The 20,131-nt window shown below is 37.4% G+C and carries 21 protein-coding genes; 7 read left to right on the top strand and 14 right to left on the bottom strand.

The window, feature by feature from the left end; all coding sequences use genetic code 11:
- Positions 1 to 316: 316 nt before the first annotated feature.
- On the top strand, positions 317 to 547 hold the full coding sequence (gene tlp, locus AC3G7N_RS13525; protein WP_489422696.1) for a small acid-soluble spore protein Tlp: 231 nt from the start codon (positions 317 to 319) through the stop codon (positions 545 to 547).
- A gap of 525 nt (positions 548 to 1,072) precedes the next feature.
- Here tlp and AC3G7N_RS13530 read toward each other — a convergent pair.
- The 3 genes from AC3G7N_RS13530 to AC3G7N_RS13540 all read right to left on the bottom strand — a co-directional run bounded on the left by AC3G7N_RS13530 (position 1,073) and on the right by AC3G7N_RS13540 (position 2,746).
- The gene (locus tag AC3G7N_RS13530) at positions 1,073 to 1,975 is read right to left on the bottom strand and encodes an MBL fold metallo-hydrolase (protein WP_489422697.1); all 903 of its coding nucleotides are present in this window, start codon (positions 1,973 to 1,975) and stop codon (positions 1,073 to 1,075) included.
- A 65-nt stretch (positions 1,976 to 2,040) separates the two neighbouring features.
- Positions 2,041 to 2,316 (bottom strand): hypothetical protein, encoded by a 276-nt coding sequence (locus AC3G7N_RS13535; RefSeq protein ID WP_489422698.1) that lies wholly within the window; start codon positions 2,314 to 2,316, stop codon positions 2,041 to 2,043.
- Positions 2,317 to 2,491: 175 nt separating this feature from the next.
- Positions 2,492 to 2,746: a hypothetical protein gene (locus AC3G7N_RS13540; protein WP_489422699.1), complete on the bottom strand. Its 255-nt coding sequence runs from the start codon at positions 2,744 to 2,746 to the stop codon at positions 2,492 to 2,494.
- A 193-nt stretch (positions 2,747 to 2,939) separates the two neighbouring features.
- Here AC3G7N_RS13540 and AC3G7N_RS13545 point away from each other — a divergent pair, with 193 nt between their 5' ends.
- Complete coding sequence (locus AC3G7N_RS13545) at positions 2,940 to 3,467, top strand: CotY/CotZ family spore coat protein (protein WP_489422700.1); 528 nt, start codon at positions 2,940 to 2,942, stop codon at positions 3,465 to 3,467.
- A 167-nt stretch (positions 3,468 to 3,634) separates the two neighbouring features.
- Here the strand turns inward: AC3G7N_RS13545 and AC3G7N_RS13550 are convergent, their stop codons facing one another.
- The 8 genes from AC3G7N_RS13550 to AC3G7N_RS13585 form a co-directional block, all read right to left on the bottom strand.
- Complete coding sequence (locus AC3G7N_RS13550) at positions 3,635 to 4,159, bottom strand: CotO family spore coat protein (RefSeq protein ID WP_489422701.1); 525 nt, start codon at positions 4,157 to 4,159, stop codon at positions 3,635 to 3,637.
- Between the two features lie 162 nt (positions 4,160 to 4,321).
- Positions 4,322 to 6,181: an oligopeptide ABC transporter substrate-binding protein gene (gene opp4A, locus AC3G7N_RS13555; protein ID WP_489422702.1), complete on the bottom strand. Its 1,860-nt coding sequence runs from the start codon at positions 6,179 to 6,181 to the stop codon at positions 4,322 to 4,324.
- Positions 6,182 to 6,341: 160 nt separating this feature from the next.
- On the bottom strand, positions 6,342 to 7,247 hold the full coding sequence (locus AC3G7N_RS13560; protein WP_489422703.1) for an ABC transporter permease: 906 nt from the start codon (positions 7,245 to 7,247) through the stop codon (positions 6,342 to 6,344).
- Between the two features lie 22 nt (positions 7,248 to 7,269).
- A complete protein-coding gene (gene opp4B, locus AC3G7N_RS13565; RefSeq protein WP_489422704.1) occupies positions 7,270 to 8,232 on the bottom strand; it encodes an oligopeptide ABC transporter permease in 963 nt (320 codons plus the stop codon).
- A 5-nt stretch (positions 8,233 to 8,237) separates the two neighbouring features.
- A complete protein-coding gene (locus AC3G7N_RS13570) occupies positions 8,238 to 9,170 on the bottom strand; it encodes an ABC transporter ATP-binding protein (protein WP_489422705.1) in 933 nt (310 codons plus the stop codon).
- Positions 9,157 to 10,173 (bottom strand): ABC transporter ATP-binding protein, encoded by a 1,017-nt coding sequence (locus AC3G7N_RS13575; RefSeq protein ID WP_489422706.1) that lies wholly within the window; start codon positions 10,171 to 10,173, stop codon positions 9,157 to 9,159. Before AC3G7N_RS13575 ends, AC3G7N_RS13570 begins: the two co-directional genes overlap by 14 nt.
- A 210-nt stretch (positions 10,174 to 10,383) precedes the next feature.
- Complete coding sequence (gene mgtE, locus AC3G7N_RS13580) at positions 10,384 to 11,742, bottom strand: magnesium transporter (protein ID WP_489422707.1); 1,359 nt, start codon at positions 11,740 to 11,742, stop codon at positions 10,384 to 10,386.
- A 73-nt stretch (positions 11,743 to 11,815) separates the two neighbouring features.
- Positions 11,816 to 12,988, bottom strand: coding sequence for an FtsW/RodA/SpoVE family cell cycle protein (locus AC3G7N_RS13585; RefSeq protein WP_489422708.1), 1,173 nt, complete (start codon positions 12,986 to 12,988; stop codon positions 11,816 to 11,818).
- A gap of 470 nt (positions 12,989 to 13,458) precedes the next feature.
- Here AC3G7N_RS13585 and prpE point away from each other — a divergent pair, with 470 nt between their 5' ends.
- Complete coding sequence (prpE, locus tag AC3G7N_RS13590) at positions 13,459 to 14,196, top strand: bis(5'-nucleosyl)-tetraphosphatase PrpE (protein ID WP_489422709.1); 738 nt, start codon at positions 13,459 to 13,461, stop codon at positions 14,194 to 14,196.
- Here prpE and AC3G7N_RS13595 read toward each other — a convergent pair.
- From AC3G7N_RS13595 to yjbM, 3 genes are all read right to left on the bottom strand, one after another.
- Positions 14,183 to 15,064 (bottom strand): RluA family pseudouridine synthase, encoded by an 882-nt coding sequence (locus tag AC3G7N_RS13595; RefSeq protein ID WP_489422710.1) that lies wholly within the window; start codon positions 15,062 to 15,064, stop codon positions 14,183 to 14,185. The two genes, prpE and AC3G7N_RS13595, sit on opposite strands and share 14 nt — an antisense overlap.
- Before the next feature lie 14 nt (positions 15,065 to 15,078).
- Entirely contained in the window at positions 15,079 to 15,888 is an 810-nt protein-coding gene (locus tag AC3G7N_RS13600) for an NAD kinase (RefSeq protein ID WP_489422711.1), read from the bottom strand.
- A 65-nt stretch (positions 15,889 to 15,953) separates the two neighbouring features.
- Complete coding sequence (yjbM, locus tag AC3G7N_RS13605; RefSeq protein ID WP_489422770.1) at positions 15,954 to 16,562, bottom strand: GTP diphosphokinase; 609 nt, start codon at positions 16,560 to 16,562, stop codon at positions 15,954 to 15,956.
- 145 nt (positions 16,563 to 16,707) lie between these two features.
- On the opposite strand from yjbM, the gene AC3G7N_RS13610 reads away from it, so the two are divergent.
- The 4 genes from AC3G7N_RS13610 to AC3G7N_RS13625 all read left to right on the top strand — a co-directional run bounded on the left by AC3G7N_RS13610 (position 16,708) and on the right by AC3G7N_RS13625 (position 20,105).
- Positions 16,708 to 17,283, top strand: coding sequence for a CYTH domain-containing protein (locus AC3G7N_RS13610; RefSeq protein ID WP_489422712.1), 576 nt, complete (start codon positions 16,708 to 16,710; stop codon positions 17,281 to 17,283).
- Between the two features lie 67 nt (positions 17,284 to 17,350).
- On the top strand, positions 17,351 to 17,734 hold the full coding sequence (locus tag AC3G7N_RS13615) for a globin domain-containing protein (protein ID WP_489422713.1): 384 nt from the start codon (positions 17,351 to 17,353) through the stop codon (positions 17,732 to 17,734).
- A 147-nt stretch (positions 17,735 to 17,881) separates the two neighbouring features.
- On the top strand, positions 17,882 to 18,778 hold the full coding sequence (locus AC3G7N_RS13620; protein ID WP_489422714.1) for a ClpXP adapter SpxH family protein: 897 nt from the start codon (positions 17,882 to 17,884) through the stop codon (positions 18,776 to 18,778).
- A 1,186-nt stretch (positions 18,779 to 19,964) separates the two neighbouring features.
- Entirely contained in the window at positions 19,965 to 20,105 is a 141-nt protein-coding gene (locus tag AC3G7N_RS13625) for a hypothetical protein (protein WP_489422771.1), read from the top strand.
- Positions 20,106 to 20,131 lie beyond the last annotated feature (26 nt).

Consider the following 20,131-nt stretch of genomic DNA (forward strand, 5'->3'; position numbering starts at 1 on the left):
GAAATTGTTAAGCAGAACCCTAGTGAAGGAAATCCACGGAGACTCCTGCGGGAAGTAAGAGAACGGCGAGACCCCGCAGGACGGCAGTCCGAGGAGGATCGACACTCGCCCGCGGAAAGCGTAGTGGATTTCCGGAACGGTTGTCCAACCACCAAACATGGTATGTTACGTCGCAGTTTAAATATTTTGTGTTAAAACAACAACCTTTTAGAAAACGGCCAAAAATAAAAAAAAGTTCAATTTATAGTCCACCGCTATACATACCTTTGCGCGAATGGTTGCATACTAAAATCAAAATGCAAAGGAGGAATGACGGATGCCAAAACCGGATGACCGTTCCAACAACCCTGAAAGAATTGAAAATACCATCGGCCATACATTGCAAAACATGGACGAGGCCCGAGATTATGCAAATGCGCACGCAGAAGAAATGAGTGCTGAACAAAAACAAGAAATTAAAGAGAAAAACGAGCGTCGTGAAGAAAGCGTTGACGGCCTACGTGATGAGTTAAAAGATGAAGTAAATGATCAGAAACATAATCAATAAAGAAAGAAACAGACATGGAAACGTTGATCAACGTTTCCATGTCTGTTTTTATGTGGATGGACGATTTGGTCCATTTAATTTTTTGTCACCTTTTCTCAGCGACTCATTTTTTAAAGCATTAAGCTCTTCCTTACTTTTGTTTTTAATTTTAGCCTTGTCTCTCATTTTAAAAACCTCCTTTACATTAGTTTGCCTACTTTCAATAAAAAGATTAGTGTTCAGAAAAAAATAGTTATATCTTCGTTTTACGTTTTTTTATTTTGCTTTACTTTGAAAAATCTCCAATCTTCTGTGCCTTATCATTTTGGATCCCATCACTGTAATTCTCAGCTTTACTTAATTTTAATTTTACCTATTTATCTTTATTGTTTTCGAAATTGTATGTTTCATCCTGCACATTCGACTTAGATGAAACTCTATACCTTCATTATCTGAAATAGCAAGTCCTATCTAGTTGAATTTAAGAGGTATTCCGAAATACCATACACTATTTAAATAGAACCAAATTAAAAAGCACAGTTTCAATTATGACTGCACTTTTTTAAACTTCCATGTATTTTTCTCAATATAGTGATCAATCTTTCCCCGATTGATTAACCCAACCAGGTAGGCCGTGACAGCTGTTCGATATAATAACCATGACGATAACATGGAGTTTTCCACGCCAAAGTGCTCGCACATATCTGACACAATGGATTCATGGGATATTCCCGCTTCAAAATCCGTTATATAATCCTCCAACCAATCCAAAAGGCCCTCGTGGCATTCGATGTTTTGTTTCACCGTTTGACTGAAGTCCTCTTCAAAAACACCATGACCAGGCACTGCTCCATCGCACGTTATATCATTTAATTGATGTAAACTTTCCAGTGTTAGATCGGCATCGGTAATATAAGGAATTTTGTGCTTGTCTAATTGTTCTTCACTAAAATAACTGTCCCCTGCGAACAAAATACCGTCAATTTTCATTGCTAACTGATGGTAGCTGTGACCTGGTAAAAGGTGTGCGGTAAATGAAATCCCGTTAATTTCGTGTGTTCCATCAACGATTTCGTGATCTACTCGAATGGCTTTGCCTTCTAGAAATTTATTATGAAGTTCTGGGATAGGATCGTTACCTTGAAATAAATAAAGCGGTTCTAGTGAAGGATTTTGCAAAATGGCCGCTTCAAACTTGGGGGCAATCGTCGTGATGTCATGTCTTTGTTGTAAAAAATGTGCACCACCATAATGGTCGGCATGAGCATGGGTAATGAATAGATGTGTAACTGGTAGTTCATTTGATTTTAATTGCTTTAAAACCTTTCGCATCGTCGAGTCATCGATTCCAGTGTCAACTAACATTCCTCTATCGCCACGGTGAATATAGCCAATATTTACAACAGCGTCAAAATAATAGCAGGTCTCGTTTAAGGTGGTGAACTTCAAGCAAATCGACTCCTATCTTGTTCTTTACTTTCTAGCTACGGCTCCTAGAAGCTGCCTTCGCTTGTCTATATACTTTCGTTAAAGTGTCGACCTTTTCCTGTTAATTTTGCATATAGTTTTTCACTTGTGGGTTCTTTCGGTAGTATCGTTTCGTAATCAGACTTTGTTTTAGAAGGATTGCCTTTTGTCAGGGTATCTTCTCTATCTTCCATTTCCCGTGATTTGGTGTCCAGAATGACTTTATACGGATGTTCGATATAAAATGGATCAAGGTCATTTTTGATAACACGATTTTGATAATCCTGATACTGAAAATGTGTGATCGGAAGTATATATCCCATCGTTAAGGCCTCCCCTTAGATTCGTTCTAGTTAATCTGCTCCTATAAAATACGAAGAACTGATCCTTTTTATGATCCTCTTGTTACGTTTCTACTATACTAATACCCTATTAGTTCGTGAAATATGCATCTTTATATGTAGAAAGACAGCTGTTTAGGCTGTCTACAGGTCTTAGCTAAAACCAGAAAGGTCCGCGGTTTCTTCGTCTATCGTGTTTCTCTTCCTCGTGCTCATGTTTTTTTTCATCATGCTCATGTTTTCTCTCTTTGTGGTAGTCCCGCTCGCCTTCTTCTTCATCGCGTTCATGTTTTCCGCCAAAGAATGGATCGCGACGGTGATGCTTCTCGTCACGTTCTTCACTTTCTATATATACATTATCTGCCTTAATAATTAAATCTTTAACGTGATAAACTCGTTTTTTTTCAGACACCCTGTTCACTCCCTTATATACTTTATCGTTAATAGACTATGTAAAGGGATCGAATTGGGTGTAGTCATTCGCCCTTTTCTAAGCGTCTTATAATTAAAATTGTATTTTCCCATACTCGCCCACACCATGTGGTCGATTGTACATATTCTAGTATAGACAATAAGTCAATAAATTTTAGGAAGGGGATTCATTCATGGGTTGTTGTGGAAAAGATTATGAAACAGGTAACTGTGTATGCGATATTTTAAGAGAAATTGCTGAAGCACAAAATGACGTAGTAGAAAATTGCTGTGATACCAGCTGTGAGCGTTCCATTAATGATTTACTTGGAGATAGCGATAACGGAAATGGACTTAATACTGTACCAGTAATTCTATATTGCAAGGATGGCTGTAAACCATTCAAAGGCTTTGGTGCTAATCATGATGATTATAAAGTTGAGGATAGTTTCTTCTTTAGAGTCAAGCGTGTAGATAAGGATTGCTGTGCAACGTTAGAATTATTAGTCGAAGATAGGTATTATGACGATGAAGACGATGAAGACGATGATGAAAATGGTCGTCGTAATGGTCATAGTAATAAACGTAAACATTATAAAAAAGATAGTCCAGAAGGTCAGTGCGTTAAAGATTTAGAGGCTTCAGGAATTTGTATAACTGTTAATTTAGATTGCTTCTGTCATGTAACTTGCTTGCCAGCTATTGATGCATTTAATCGCTAATTCAGTTAACGAACAACTGCTAGAAAAACCCGTCAATCGCGAATGATGGGTTTTTCTTTTAATTTGATTATAAAAAGGCACAGAAGAACGGGGTGATTTTCCGCTTCTGTGCTTTTTATTTGTTATTAGAATATAAACACTCAAGCCAACTCGTCAAAACTCTACGATTAAAATCCTACTAATTTTATACTTTTGATTGATTCAATTGCGATTTCAGTGGTACTTGAACGTCTGCCTACACGCATCAAAACGTAATCCTTTTCTACACCTTGAATTGTTCCACGAAACGATCGTTCTTCGGTTTTTACATCGCATTTCATTGTTGGTAAATGCTTAGGTTTGGTAATAAAATAATCAATTTTTTCCTGGATTGTCATTTCATTAAACTTTTTGTTTGATTGCTCGATTTTTGCTTTCTCTTCATCTTCATTGCTTGAATCTTTTGGCTTTTTGGTTTTTTCTTCCGCTTTATTTTCGGACTTTGCTTTAAGCATTTTTGAAAAGTCATTGCGTTTCGGCGGTCGATTATATGTTTTTTGTGTTTTTGGAGGGTCTTGTGCTTTTAGAGGCTCTGGTTCTTTTGATTTTTTCGGTGTTGCATAATTCGACTGCATCGGTGCCTTTGGTTTCGAAATTTCTGGTTGATGTATATATAAAAGTGGTGATTTAGCAAAATTCTTTTGTTTAGTCATATAATGTTGGGCTCCTTTCGTTTGCCATTTTCACGACATTATATGAATACGAATTAATAAACGTGACTTTAGCCTATAGTTTCCATTCCATTTAACAGCCCTAATAAAAAATGACTATCAAATTTTACTTTCAAAATTTGATAGTCATTTTGTTTAAGCTAATTATTCAGCTGTAATTGGTTCGTCCTGTGTTACAGCAATTTTATAAGCATCATTGTAATCGATAGAAAGTGAATAGTTTTGCACACGGTTGTTAACAGGTACTACCAACGCACGGTAAAGTGTTGGGAATACAGGTACATCTTCAACCATTAATGCTTGCCATTCATCATAGATTTCCTGACGTTTTTCAACATCGAAAGCTTCTTCAGATACGCCTGCTGCTAACAAACGATCATTTTCCTCGCTGGCGTAACGAGAGAAGTTAAACATTGCATCGCGACCATAAAGACCAGCAGGGTTAACATCATAACCTACACCCCAAGCACCTTGGAAGATATCAACATCTGGATCATCATTCCCGCCATTTCCAACCTTGTCATAGAACGTGTTGAATTCTAATAAACGACCATTTAGAAGTTCAACTTTAAGACCAACAGCTTCCCATGCTTGAATATAATATCTAGCGAGCGGTTCAGCTGTATCGCCACCTGACATGGATGCAAAGTTTATTACCAATTCTTCGCCTTCAGGATCTTCACGAATTCCATCATCATTAGTATCAACATAACCCGCTTCATCTAAAAGTTGTTTCGCTTTTTCTGGGTCGTATGTTTTACCCGGATTTTCTTCATCGTGGTATTGTGGATGAGAAGGTGGAATCAACGTTGTCGCATTCCAACGAAGTCCATGATAGAACTTTTCACCTACAGCGTTATTATCTACAGCGTGCCACATTGCCTGACGTAAATTTTTGTTTGCCATTTTTGCATCGGGATTCGGATCTACTTGACCGGCTTCTTTATCCCAGGTACCTAGTTTAAATCCAATATACGTATAAGCAAGATCAATCATACCAAGATATTCAACATTTGACATCTCAGCATTAGCAGGATATTGATCAGTCGGGAAGGCACTAACCATATCAACTTTACCGGTTTCTAATGCTTGAACAACCGTATTTGGGTTAACTACCTGAACAATTACCTCATCAAGCGTTGGTTCACCCTGCCAGTAGTCTTCGTTCGCAGTCATCACTACAGACTCACCGGGAACGATACTATCTACTTTAAATGGACCAAAACCAACTGGGTTTTCACGTACTTCTGGTGAAGCAGATATTTTTGCAACTGGTATATCTTCAAAGATATGTTTTGCTAAAGGATATGTCCATATACTTCCAGTTAGAAGTGATGGAGTTGCCTCTTTAAATGTGATTTTCAACGTTTTATCATCAACTACTTCGAGGCCAGAAATTTTATCAGCTTCCCCAGCGTGATATTCGTCCATCCCTACGATGTTTGTAAAGTCTGAACCATACCGAGGTCCATCATAGTCAGGATGACCAATGACCTCATGGGCAAATTCCCAATCTTCAGCGGTAACAGGCTCACCATCATGCCAGTTTACGTTATCACGAATAGTAAATGTGAACGTCTTTCCATCCTCACTTACTTCATAGGTTGCTGCACCTTCGTTTGACATCACATAATCTTTATCAAATTGTACCAACGCTTCGTCAAACCATTGAAGAATTTGTGCGTCAGGATCGCCTCCATAGAAGTTCCAGTTTAAGGTACCTTCAAATGCCGTATCCGATACTAAACCAAAGTTCAGTGTCCCACCTTCAATTGCTTCGCCTTCACTTGTTTTATCGGGGCTAAAATCTTCAATGGAATACAAACCATCTTTCTTTTCCTCTTCAGCTTCTTCCCCACCTTCATCAGAATCGGAACCTTCCTCTGTTCCCTTATCGGAATCCTGTGGTTCTTCGCCACCTGTCTCATTGCTACAAGCCACCAACGCTAACATCAGGATAAGCATTAGTGCAAATAATGCCCTAGTCAAACCAATCTTTTTCATACTTGAACCCTCCCTTTTTTATGCTTCTACTTGTCTTGCTTAGATCAAACGATTAAGGTTTGACCGACATTATTTATACTCAACACCAGTACTAAGAATAGGTAGTGGTGTAGGTAACTGGATTAAACCTCCCTGTATACCGATCTTTTCACCTCCTTGATTATCCTCTTCTTTGCCTTGCATCAGTCGCACGTTTCAATGCTTGACCAACGTTATTTATACTTAACATCAGTACCAGAATGAGTATTGATGCAGGTATCCAAATCCACCATCTGTTTTCAAGCGTTTGTGGGTTTGTTGCATAACTTAAAAGAGTACCCAGACTTGGTGTGCTTTCAGGGAAACCAAATCCTAAAAACGAAAGCCCTGATTCTAAACCTATATTTGCAGCTAAGTTTAGTGTCATTGTTACAATGATGAGAGAACTTAGATTTGGCAAAACCTGTGTGAACATAATCTTTAAATTAGAGGAACCGAGTGTCTTAGAAGCTTGAACATAATCGAGTTCCTTCTCTTGTAATGCTTTTGAGCGGATCAGACGGGCAATTCCCATCCATAAAAATGCTGTCATAATCAATGAGAATCCCAGAATGGTGTACTTCGGAACAATAGCAACAAAAACAATAACAATCATGAGAAACGGTAAAATGAGAAAGAAATCTAGAATTCGCATAAATATATTGTCGAGTGTTCCACCATAATAGCCAGATATCAGACCAAACAGTACACCAATAATGCCCGTCATTAATGTAACCAGAAGCCCAATTGAAAGCGAATTACGTGTACCAATAATCAACTGACCAAATATATCCCGACCACCATAATCGGTTCCTAAAATGAATTCATCGTTAGGTGCTTGGTGGATAGAAAACAAATCAACTTTAACAATTTCTTCCTGGTTCAAAATAAGCGAAATTCCATATACAAACAATATTATTAGTACAAGAAAAATCAACGATATCAGCGCTACTTTATCACGAACAATTTCACGCCAGATAATGCGCCAGCCTGATGGACTCTTGTCAACTTCTTCATCAAGGTCAGGTAAAACATTATTCATTTCCATTTATAATCACCTCAGAGTCGTTCTATTTTATACGAATGCGCGGATCTATGAGACTAAGAATAATATCTGAAATTAATGCACCTAATATGGACGCTATCCCGAATAATAAGACAACTGAAGTTACGACCGTATAATCACGTAGACTAATTGATTCTAAAAAGAGTTGTCCCATACCTGGATAAGCAAAGATACTTTCAATAAAAATAGATCCCCCTATTAATCCAGTAATTTCAAAACCAAAAAATGCAGCAATCGGCAATAGTGAATTTCTTAAGATATGTCTGTTGTAGACTCGCGATTCAGAAGCTCCTTTTGCTCTTGCTGTAACAATAAAATCTTTTTGTTTTGTATCAATAATTTCACTTCGCAAATACTGAACTGTTGAAACCGTCGTGATTAATGCGCCAGATAAGGCCGGTAGTAATAAATGATATATTTTACTCATTACATAATCGAACGTACCTGGTTCCAACCCCGGGGATACACTACCACTGGTAGGAAACCAGCCAAGTTGAAAACCGAATATCCAAAGCGTAACCAGTGCAAAAATAAACAGTGGTGTTGCAAATCCGATATACGTGTAACTAGTAATCATTCGATCACTTAATGTATCATTAAAACGTCCACTAGTGATTCCAAGTGGAACCGCAATTATATAGGTAAAAATTAAGGTTGCTAATGAAAGCCAAGCGGTATTCATAATTCTTTGGTTAATTAGTTCTGAAACTGGCATTTTAAAACGAAAAGATTGTCCAAAATCTCCCTGAACCGCACCTTTTGCCCAGTCAAAATATTGAACGTACCATTTGTCGTTTAAGCCAAGTTCTTCTCTTCTATCCGCAATTTCCTTCGGGTCTAAATTTGGATCGATTAAACCTGATAAAGCGTCACCTGGCATTGCCTGAGCCATTAAAAATATTAAAATACTTAGCAATATTACTTGTGGGATCATTATTAAAATTCGGCGTACAGAAAATTTCCACATATCATTCAACCTTTCCCGGGTAAAGCCACTGAATGTGTATTAGATACTGGCAGTAAGTTATAAGCCAAGCCTTCGTCATTGAAATAATCGTTGTACGAATGCTCGTATTCCAATTTCACCTTTTGACGGAAATGGGCTTGTTGTTTACGTTTGGCAGGGTCAATATCCGGAATTGCTGCAACGAGTCGTTTCGTATAGATATGCTGTGGGTCATTAAAGATATCTTCCGATGTTCCTTGTTCAACATAACGACCTTTATACATTATTCCAATGTGATCACTCATATGTCTGATAACCCCTAGATCATGACCTATGAAGATATACGTTAAATCTAATTCTTTCTGTATGTCCTGCATAAAGTTCAACACTTGTGCTTGAACAGAAACATCAAGCGCTGATACAGGTTCATCAGCAATGATAAGCTTTGGTTTTAAAGCAATCGCTCTTGCAACCCCAATTCGTTGACGTTGTCCACCAGAGAATTGATGTGGATATTTCACAATACTTTCCGGGTTTAATCCAACCATTTCCAGTAAGCCCTGAACTCGTTTTTTTTCTTCCTGTTTTGATAGTTTTTCGTAATTGCGAAGTGGTTCAGCAACGATATCCAATACGCGCTTTTTAGGGTTCAACGAAGAGTAAGGATCTTGAAAAATCATCTGAATTTCCCTGCGCACATCTAAGTTCGTATGACGTAAATCGGTAATATCATGACCATCAAAGAATACTTTCCCTGAGGTAATATTATTTAAGCCAATTACTGCTCGACCAGTTGTCGTTTTACCTGATCCTGATTCACCAACAAGTCCATATGTCTTGCCTTTCTCAACTTTAAGGGAAACTCCGTCTACTGCTTTTATATGATCTACAGTCCGCCCAAATAGTCCGCCTTTAACCGGAAAGTGAACTTTTAAATCCTCAATTTCAAGAAACGACATGACTATGATCCTCCTTACTTACCTCTGGGAAATTGAAATGCCTGTAACACGTACATCGTACAAAGTGACCAGGGTCTACTTCATGCAAGTCTGGATGATCCTCATGTGCTGAGCTATTCACCCATGGAATTCGCGGGCTAAACCGGCAGCCTTGTCTCGGTAGTTTTTGTAAAGATGGAACAATTCCTTGAATAACATGAAGTTTTGACTGCTTTGTTGCAGAATTAGGCACAGAATTTAATAAGGATCTTGTATAAGGATGTAAAGGGTTTCCAAATAGTGTGTCTACATCAGCAATTTCGACAATTTGCCCTGCATACATGACTGCTATTCTATCTGCGGTCTCAGCAACAACACCTAAATCATGAGTGATTAGGATGATGCCAGCCTGCATATCCTCCTTCAAATCATTTATCAGATCAAGAATTTGTGATTGAATTGTCACGTCAAGTGCAGTCGTAGGTTCATCAGCAATCAATATTTCTGGTTCATTGGCAATTGCTGTCGCGATCACTATTCGCTGCCTCATTCCACCAGACAGTTCATGTGGGAATTGATTATATGTTCGTTTAGGGTGTGGAATTCCCACTTTGTTTAACAATTCAATTACCTTTTCTTTCCGTTTAGATTTTGAAAGTTTCTTATTATGCAATAATAATGTTTCACCAATTTGATCGCCAACTACCATTAACGGATTCAAAGCTGTGAGAGGATCTTGAAAAATCATCGCCATTTCATTTCCGCGCAGCTTATTAAGATTGCCTGGCTTACTATTCGCGATGTCGTGCTCTTTATATAATATATTCCCTTCAATTTTAGCTTGGTTATGTAATCCCATTATTGAAAAAGCTAGGGCACTTTTTCCACACCCTGATTCACCAACAATAGCTAGTACTTCATTTTTGTGGACAGATAATGAAACATCGTCTACCGCTGCATAATAATCATCTTTTATTCGAAAGGATGTTTTTAAATTCTTAATCTCTAACAACGCTTTATTCAATTTAATCCCCCTATCTTAAGAAGTCTCTTTTTAAAAAATAACAAAATTACAAAAAATAATAACAAAAAAATACAGTTAATATTACATTGTAATGGTTTTGTAATATAACTGGATTTTTTAAAATTATATATTATTTTCTGATATTTAACAAGCCTTTTTCAAATAGTTTTCTTTCATTTTCAAATTTTGTGTTTTTTGTTCAGTAAGATCTTAAATTAAAAATCCCATGAACGCTGTTGCCATGCCAAAGTATATTAAAATAGATATAATATCATTTATAGTTGTGATAAATGGGCCGGATGCAACTGCTGGATCTATGTTAAACCGATCCATAATAAGTGGAACGAGCGAACCTGCTAAAGTGGCAACTACTAGTGTTGCCATGATTGAGATTCCAACAAGAAGTCCAAGGAAAATATCGCCTTGCCATAAGTAAATAACCAACGTAATTGCAATGCCACAAACGGTTCCAGTTATTAAACCCGTAGCAGCTTCGCGCATGATCAGCTTAGCTTTTCCTTGTTTGCCATAATCACCTGTTGCTAAACCACGAACGGCAACTGCTAAAGCTTGTGTCCCTGTATTCCCTGCCATGCCCGCAATCAGTGGAATAAATATGGCAAGTACCGCAACTTTATCAAGCGTATTTTCAAATCGCCCAATCAGGCTAGCAGTTAACATACCTAAGAATAATAAAATAATCAGCCATGGAAGACGCTTTTTTGCGGAAACAAATGCATTCTCGTTTGGTCGATCTACATCAGAAATTGCAGCAAATTTGGAGTAATCATCGCTTGCCTCTTCCTCCATTACATCTAAAATATCATCGACTGTTATAATTCCCAGTAAGTGATCTTGAAAGTCTACAACCGGTACAGCTAAAAAGTCATAATCCCGCATCATTTGTGCGACATCTTCCTGGTCTTTTGCAACAGATACGGAAACAATCTTTCCGCTCATGATATCCTTTATCAATGTATCGTTTTCTGATATGATCAGGTCTCTTAAAGAAAGTACGCCGACTAAACGCTTATCTTCGTCAACTACATACAAATAATAAATAGTCTCGGCACCTGGACCCTCTTTTTTCAATTGGACCATCGTATCCTTAACAGATTGCGTTTTAAAAATAGCTATATACTCAGTCGTCATAATACTTCCTGCGGTTTTTTCCTCGTAATGGAGCAGCTGTTTTATTTCATCAGAAGCATCGTTATCCATAATCGTGAGAAAGCTTGCTACCTTATCTTTGCTTAACTCATTTAGAATATCTACAGCATCATCTGTGGACATTTCTGAAAAAACCATCGCAGCATAGCGTGGATCCATCTCCGTAAAAAAGGCTTCTGTATCTTCTAGCTCAATATTTTCCATGATTTCCGCAGTTTCCTCAGGAGATAAATAGGTGTAAATTAACAGGCGCACATCTTCTTTTTGACCCAAGAAAAATTGTGCTTGATCATATGGATGCATATCTATAAATTCTGTTCGGAAATTGAAAATATCCTTTTTTTCTAATAGAACGAGTAACATATCCCATTGGCGTTCATTTTCAACTGTTTTTTCCATATGGAACACTTCCTTTCAAAAAAATAATAAGAGAAATAAACCCCACAGCCAAAAAAGGCCACGGGGTTATTAACTATTTCCCAAACATATATCCTTCGCTGTTTGTAATTTCCTCACTTACCCGGTAAATAATTCCATAGCCAATTAAAGTTGCCAGAACCGAACTACCACCATAGCTTATTAATAGAAGCGGAATTCCTGTTATAGGCATTATACCGATAGACATTCCGATATTCTGGAATGTGTGAACAGCGATTAAAGCCATAAATCCAAAGCAAAACATTGCACCAAATACGCTGGTACTATATATTTTTAATCCGATACTGACCAATTTATAAATAAAAAAGAAGTACAGGAATATTACTAAGCTGCTTCCAACAAATCCAAAGCTTTCTCCAATAATGGAAAATATAAAGTCTGTCTGTGCTTCAGGTATATATACTTGAAGCTCGCCGATTCCTTTTCCGAATAATTGTCCAGAGCCAATTGCTGAAAATGATCTACTTACCTGAAAGCTTTCAGCATCCACCTCCTCACTCGGTCCAAACCATGTTTCAATTCGATCAATTTGATATTGTTTTATTGGTAATATTTCTTGTGCTAATTCAGGATACTTAATGACTAATGCCAAAGCTCCTCCACCGATAATTGCGAGAGAAGCGATGACAATGAATAGTAATTTCCAGTTAATTCCTGACAGAAGGACCATAAAGCTGAGAATAATAAGGTATACCATCGATGTACCAAAGTCAGGCTGCATCATAATTAAGGATACAGGTATTGCCACGATCACAATCAATTTAATTAAAAGAAAAAAATCACTCTGAAAATCTTTGTTTACATACTTCTCTTTATGCTTGGAAATCGTGGCAGCCAAACACATAATCGTTGTGATCTTAGTAAATTCTGCAGGTTGTATCGTTAGTCCTGGTAATGTGAACCAACTTTTAGTACCATTTATTTCATGGGCAATACTCTCAGGACTTACTAATAATATAGCCAATATGACAACACCAAAAATGTAAACGTAAAAGCTAATAAGATACATTTGATTTAAATCAATCATTCTGATCAATAAAATAAAGACTGCCCCTATTGCATACCAGACGACTTGTTTAAGCATGAAATCGTCATCTACAGGAGAAAATTCTTGCATATTATAAAGAGCTGTTAAACTGGAAGCCATAAACAACAAGAAAATAATAATTAAATCAAATTGTAATCCTCCTGAGTTTTCTTTTTCCATTAAAAATCACCTTTGTCCTTTGGTTGTTTATACTTGTCGATGTGAGCTGAATCAGTTGATTAAACTATGTAGTGTAAGATTAATTTTAAAAGCACGGAAATAGCAACGACACAATTTGTCGAAGTTTTGATTTAATATCAACACGTAGTGGTATTTGTAGCTTAGTTACCATTAAACAATTTTACCACAAATCATTTTGTGCTTCCATATTAAATATCCTTTAAGTGTGTGTCCAATAAGTAATTAGAAACAAGAAGTTCAAGGCGCGAAGATTTGGAGTACCGGACTTGCGCGCGATGTGTTGACTTCTACGTTGTCCACAGGACGTGGACGGTTTTAGTAGAAGTTCCTCATGCTTTTAATACGTGAGGACCGGAAAAAAACTGATAAACGAAGAAATTCGCCGTTTATCATTTGATAACTTTTTGAACAACCTCTTTAAAATTTTGTTGATCAAGGTGGAAAATAATATGAAAATAGATGTAATTGGTGACGTTCACGGTTGTATAGATGAGTTAATTGAACTACTCCATCAACTGGGCTACCGAAAAAATAAGGAGATATTCGTTCATCCACATGATCGTATTCCGGTTTTTGTTGGGGATATAACGGATCGTGGGCCAAATTCGCTTGCGGTTATTGAGCTAGTGTATAACATGGTCATAGAACATCACTTAGGACGGTATGTACCAGGTAATCATTGTAACAAGCTTTATCGATATTTTTCAGGAAATGATATACAAATACGCTATGGTCTCGAAACAACAGTAGAAGAATATCTTGCGCTAAGTCAACGAGACCGGAAAAAAATCAGGCATCAATTTATGACCTTGTATGAGGAAGCACCGTTATACTTACATTTGACCGATCGTAATATGATTGTAGCTCATGCAGGAATTAAAGAAGAATATATTGGGCGTACAGATAAAAAGGTTCGGACATTTGTGTTATATGGTGATATCACTGGTGCCACGCACGCGGATGGCCGCCCAATACGCCGCGATTGGGCGCAGGATTATCACGGTAAGCCATGGATCATCTATGGTCATACACCAGTATTAGAACCGCATATGATCAACAACACAGTAAACATTGATACTGGATGTGTTTTTGGCAATAAATTAACTGCCTTTCGCATGCCAGAAAAAGAAATAGTTTCTGTTCAGTCGAGACAGCCTTTTATCTCTGAAAAATTTAAGATCTATTAATCAAATGGAGTAGTTCAGATGGTGGTGCAGATTGAAAATGCAGCACCTCTTTTGTAAAAGGATGACGAAACGTTAATTCTTTACAATGTAATGCTTGACGATTGATATCTTTAGTTGATCCACCATACAAATCGTCCCCTGCTAAACTATGACCAATATGTGCAAAATGGACTCTAATTTGATGAGTTCTTCCAGTTTCAAGCCTGACCTCAACCAAAGAATAGTTAGCTGACTGCCCTTTTACTTGGTAATGTGTAATTGCTCTTTTTCCGGAATCTATAACCATTCGCTCGATGATGGAACCTTCTTTACGGCCAATATTCGCATCAATCGTACCTTCCAGCTCCGAAAGGTTTCCTTCTATTACTGCACAATAATTCCGATTTACGTTTCCAGCTTTTTGTTCTTTTGAAAGCAAGGAATGACTATATTGATGCTTGGCGATTAATAGTAGACCTGATGTATCACGATCCAATCTCGTTACAACATGAACGGTATAAGGAATCTGGTGTTTTTGGTAATGTCCAAGAACAGCATTTGCAATCGTTCCATTTAAATGTTTGAAGGAAGGAATGGTCGCCATCCCAGCCGCTTTGTCAATTACCAATACAGCCGTGTCCTCATAGACAATTGATAATGGCAGATCTTCTGGAGATAGTCCTTTTCCAATAGTCTCTTGTGGGAAGGCGACCTTAAGTTCATCACTAAAGGACAGGAGATACCTCACTGTTTGGTTTGTTCCATTAACTTGTATATGCCCTTTACTGTCTTTTACACTTTTAACTAATCGTCTTGAAAAGGATTGAACGGTACGAAGATAATCATGAATTGACATACCGTCTTGTTCCTGTGTAATGATCCATTTCAATACGTTCACCTTCTCTAAACTTTTTTCTCGCCTTCTGAAACAAATGAATCCCGTACTCGATTCCAAAATGGGAATGGTCTAAACCGAGCAAATCGTACTTTTTCTTTTGCTACCCTACATTGGATTGATTTTACATTGGTATAGGTTTCTGTAAAATGATCAATTGTAATCAAAAAGCTACGATCAGCAAGAGGCTTTAATAGGCAAGTATGATGTTTTGGCAAAATTAATGGAGATCCAATTGTACGGAAAACCCGATTGTTGATTGATGCCATTTCGGTTAACTGAAATGCTTCAAGGGATGGGTGCAATATCCCACCACCAAGTGCTTTGTTATAGGCAGTGCTGCCTGAAGGAGTTGATAAACACAATCCATCGCCACGGAATGTTTCAAAGTGTTCTCCTTTTATTTCCACATCAAATACAACGGAGCCATCAGGTGTTTTAATGGTCGCTTCATTTAGGGCTAGGAATGTATCTTCATTCCCCCCAGATTTCGCGCGAATATTTACTTCTAGAAGTGGGTATTCCACAACCTGAAATGGCGTTTTTGCTATTTCGATAATCAATTTTTCCACTTCTTCTGGAACCCAGTCTGCATAGAAACCGAGATGTCCTGTATGAACCCCAATAAAAGCTGTTTCATTAAGGCGATGGATGTAACGATGAAATGCTTCCAGTAGTGTGCCATCCCCACCAACGGAGATGACAAGCTCGGGATTTTCCTTATCATACTCTAAATCAAATTCAGTTAAATATTGTCTCATTGTTGCCATAATATTATTTGAACGATCGTCGCCTTTTGATACGATTGCAAATTTCACTAGTCGTCATCTCCTTCGAAATACGTATTTTCCGACAAATTTTGGGTCGGTGTCTGGCATCGCTATTACTTTCGATGAAAAATACGTTGTGCCTCTTGCACTTCATTCTTTATATTAGACATTTCTTCATCTAATTTAAACGCGGCCTCTGCTGCTCGTTGTAGTCTTGTTTTAATATCACTTGGTATGCTTCCCTTATATTTATAATTTAGTGAGTGTTCATTGGTTGCCCAAAAGTTCATGGCAAGTGTGCGAATTTGAATTTCAGCAATTATTTTCTTCTCACCATGAATCGTTTCCACTGGATATTCAATTATAATGTGAAACGAACGATATCCGCTATCTTTTTTTTGGGATATATAATCTTTTTCCTCAATTATCGTAAAATCATTACGCGAACGAAGCATGTTTACAATCTTATAGATATCATCGACGAACTGACATACAACACGTACACCTGCGATATCCTGCAATTCTTTTTCGATTCGTTCTAGCGAAATCTGTCTCGTTTCTGCTTTATCCAAAATACTTGTAACAGGTTTAACTCGACCAGTAATAAATTCAATTGGTGAATGTCTTGATTCATATTCAAATTGCGTTCGCATTCCTTTAAGTTTTACCTTTAACTCCTCGACCACCTGTGAATACGGGGCGAGTAATGCTTTCCAATTCATTGTATATGTACCACCTTTAAGAGGATGTTCAATAATTAACCTTTTCCATCCTATCATAACACAATTCAATGGGAAATCTTTGCATTACCACTGATATTTCGCGATAATCAATGGTAAACCATCCTATTTAAATGGGGGTCAATAAATGGCACAGGAAATTGAGATCGAATATAAAAATTTGTTAACGGCAAAAGAGTTCAAACAACTATTGCAGCGTTTACCTTTTCCTGATTCAGGGATATGGCAAACCAATTATTATTTTGAAACAAAAGATTTTTCGTTAAAAGCAAAAGGTGCTGCCCTTCGAATTCGCGAAAAAGCCGGGAAGCATGTTTTAACATTAAAAGAACCGCATACAGATGGATTACTGGAGTCCCATGATGACCTGACAAGGAATGAGGTTATAAGGTGGATGAATGGAAATCCAATTGGAAAAAGTCAGGTGAGTAAACAGCTTGAATTACTTGGTATCCGTCTACACGATCTGGTGTATTATGGGAAATTACAAACCGAGAGATACGAAGTAAACTATCAGGGAACACTTTTAGTATTAGATTACAGCACCTATAATGGAACGTCCGATTATGAATTGGAAATCGAAGCGCAATCGAAGGAAGATGGGCTGAACATGCTCCACTCAATCGTTGATAAGTATGGGATAACTGAAAAAGAAACGCCAAATAAAATTAAACGATTTTTCACATCATTGACGCTTGATTAAATCAGATGATTTGCCGAAGGATTGTTACGTTGCTACAATATAGACAAACATATTAGGAGAGAAAGCAATGACAAGACCTGGCACAATGTTCGAAGCGATTGGCGGCTTTGATTCCATAGATAAAATAGTAACTGCTTTTTACAAGCGAGTAGGAGAACATCCAGAACTTACACCCATTTTTCCAGATGATTTAACGGAAACTACCAGAAAGCAACGTTTATTTCTAACACAATTTTTTGGTGGTCCAATGATTTATTCTGAAGAAAGAGGTAACCCAATGCTAAGGCGTAGACATCTCCCATTTGAGATAACTCCAACTAGAAAAGAAGCATGGCTTACATGCATGAAGGAAGCGCTTGTGGAGGCCGAAATCGAGGAACCCTATTGCACTGCAATTTTTGAAAAACTTACCATGACAGCAAATCATATGATGAACACACCAGAGTATTAGAAAACTTGGCTTATAGCCAAGCTTTAAACATTAGTTGCACTTATACTGATATCCACTTAACAATTTATATTTTCTTATCAATGGAACAAAAGTGAAACACCTGTCGCTAGGTGCTGGAGCTCGACGTTAATAGAAAGGAGAATCGATGTGAGTTGGCAAAATGCTGAGCTAGAAAGCTTTAATCAAACTAACACATCGGCGAAATCTGGCTTTGTTGATTTTGTACAAAAACCGATAGAAATTTATGTTTTTGTAGATCCTCTTTGTCCTGAGTGTTGGTCTTTAGAGCCCTATCTCAAAAAGCTTTCCATTGAGTATGGACGCTTTTTAACCATTCGACCTATTATTAGTGGACATTTAAATACATTAAACAAAGATAAATTCGATAAACCAAAAAAGCTCAAAGAAATTTGGGACAAAACGGCAAAACGAACAGGAATGAGCTGTGACGGAGATTTATGGATTGATAATCCAATTTCATCCCCGTGGATCGCGTCGCTAGCAATCAAAGCTGCTGAATTACAAGGCAAAAAAGCTGGTAAAATCTTTTTACGCAAGGTACAGGAAAATCTGTTTTTACAAAAGCGAAATATATCAGATGAAGAAGTATTGTTTGATATAGCAAAAGAGGCAAATGTTGACCTGCAAGAATTTAAGAATGACTTATATTCCCCATCAGCCAAAAAGGCATTTCAATGTGACTTAAAGCTGACACAGGAGATGGAAGTCGATTATATTCCAACTATTGTTTTTTTCAATCAAGTTGCCGAAGAGCAAGGCATTAAAATTTCCGGCCTTTATCCATATGATATTTATGTGAAAGTCCTCAAACAGATGCTCCAACAAGATCCAATACCCGCTGAAACACCAGAACTACACGAATTTATGGCTTATTATGGCGTGGTTGGTAATAAAGAAATATCTGTGGTATATGATTGGACACTTACTCAAACAGATAAAGAAATGAAAAAGTTACAGTTAAAACAAACCGTTGAAAAGATCCCAGTTAAATACGGATCCTTTTGGAAATATATAAAAGATTGAAATGTGGAGCGGCTGCCTTGGAGTGGCCGCTTTTTGTTTGTTAGCCGTGAGTGACAGTTGTAAATGGCGGATATCTGACGCACTATAAACGAACCTTATTATGATAAATTCCTTATATTTCAGATCGCCACTTAAATTTCAGCACACAAAGAAGGATATACGGGGCAGCGTATATCCTTCAGGTCTTTTCTATCTTTGTATCAAACAAAGGGGATGGAGAAAGTTTTAAGTTCAAACAAAGGGGTTTGTTTGCTTTTTTATCTCACAAACTTAATATACCAAGTTCTCAGCTAGTGTTCAATATCTTCGTTCATCATTTCACAAAAATGTCATACTTCTACTTATTGTTCATACAGCATATACTTTAAAAAAAGCGCGAGTGCCTTCGAAACAATCACAGTACAGATTATTCCTGCTGTGATTATTCGCAGAAACTTTCCTTAGTGGTACCTCAGGCAAGTTTAAGACGAATCTCTTAGTGAAGTTGTTATCAAAAAGAGAATTGTCTTAACGTTCAAATACGAGATATCAACGTTTATTTCGATATATCAACGTTCGATCCAAGATATCAACACTTATTCCGATATATCAACGGTCAATACGAGATATCAACACTCATCCCGATATATCAACGTTCAATACGAGATATCAACGTTCAATACAGGATATCAACACTCATTCCGATATATCAACGTTCAATACAGGATATCAACACTCATCCCGATATATCAACGTTCGATACGAGATATCAACACTCATCCCGATATATCAACGGTCAATCCAGGATATCAACACTCATTCCGATATATCAACGTTCAATACAGGATATCAACACTCATCCCGATATATCAACGTTCGATACGAGATATCAACACTCATCCCGATATATCAACGGTCAATCCAGGATATCAACACTCATTCCGATATATCAACGGTCAATACGAGATATCAACACTGATTCCGATATATCAACGTTCAATACAAGATATCAACACTCATTCCGATATATCAACATATACAGGATATCAACACTGATTCCGATATATCAACGTTCGATCCAGGATATCAACACTTATTCGGCTATATCTAAGACCTCAGGCGGGCTAGGCGCTGGAGCTAGACAGAAAAAAAGATTTTAGGAGGTTTTGTAATGCAAGGGATTATGCCATATTTATTTTTAATACTAATGGTCTTTGCGTTCTTTTTAAATATCTTAGGATTTATGCAACTAATCCCGCTTTATATCACACTTCCATTACTTTTTATATCAATTTATTTGACCATTTTTTCTTTCACCCACAGAAAGGTTTTTAGAAGGTTACGATAGCGAATGTTAACAGGTGAACTCCTATC

The organism is Virgibacillus carmonensis, assembly GCF_057836705.1.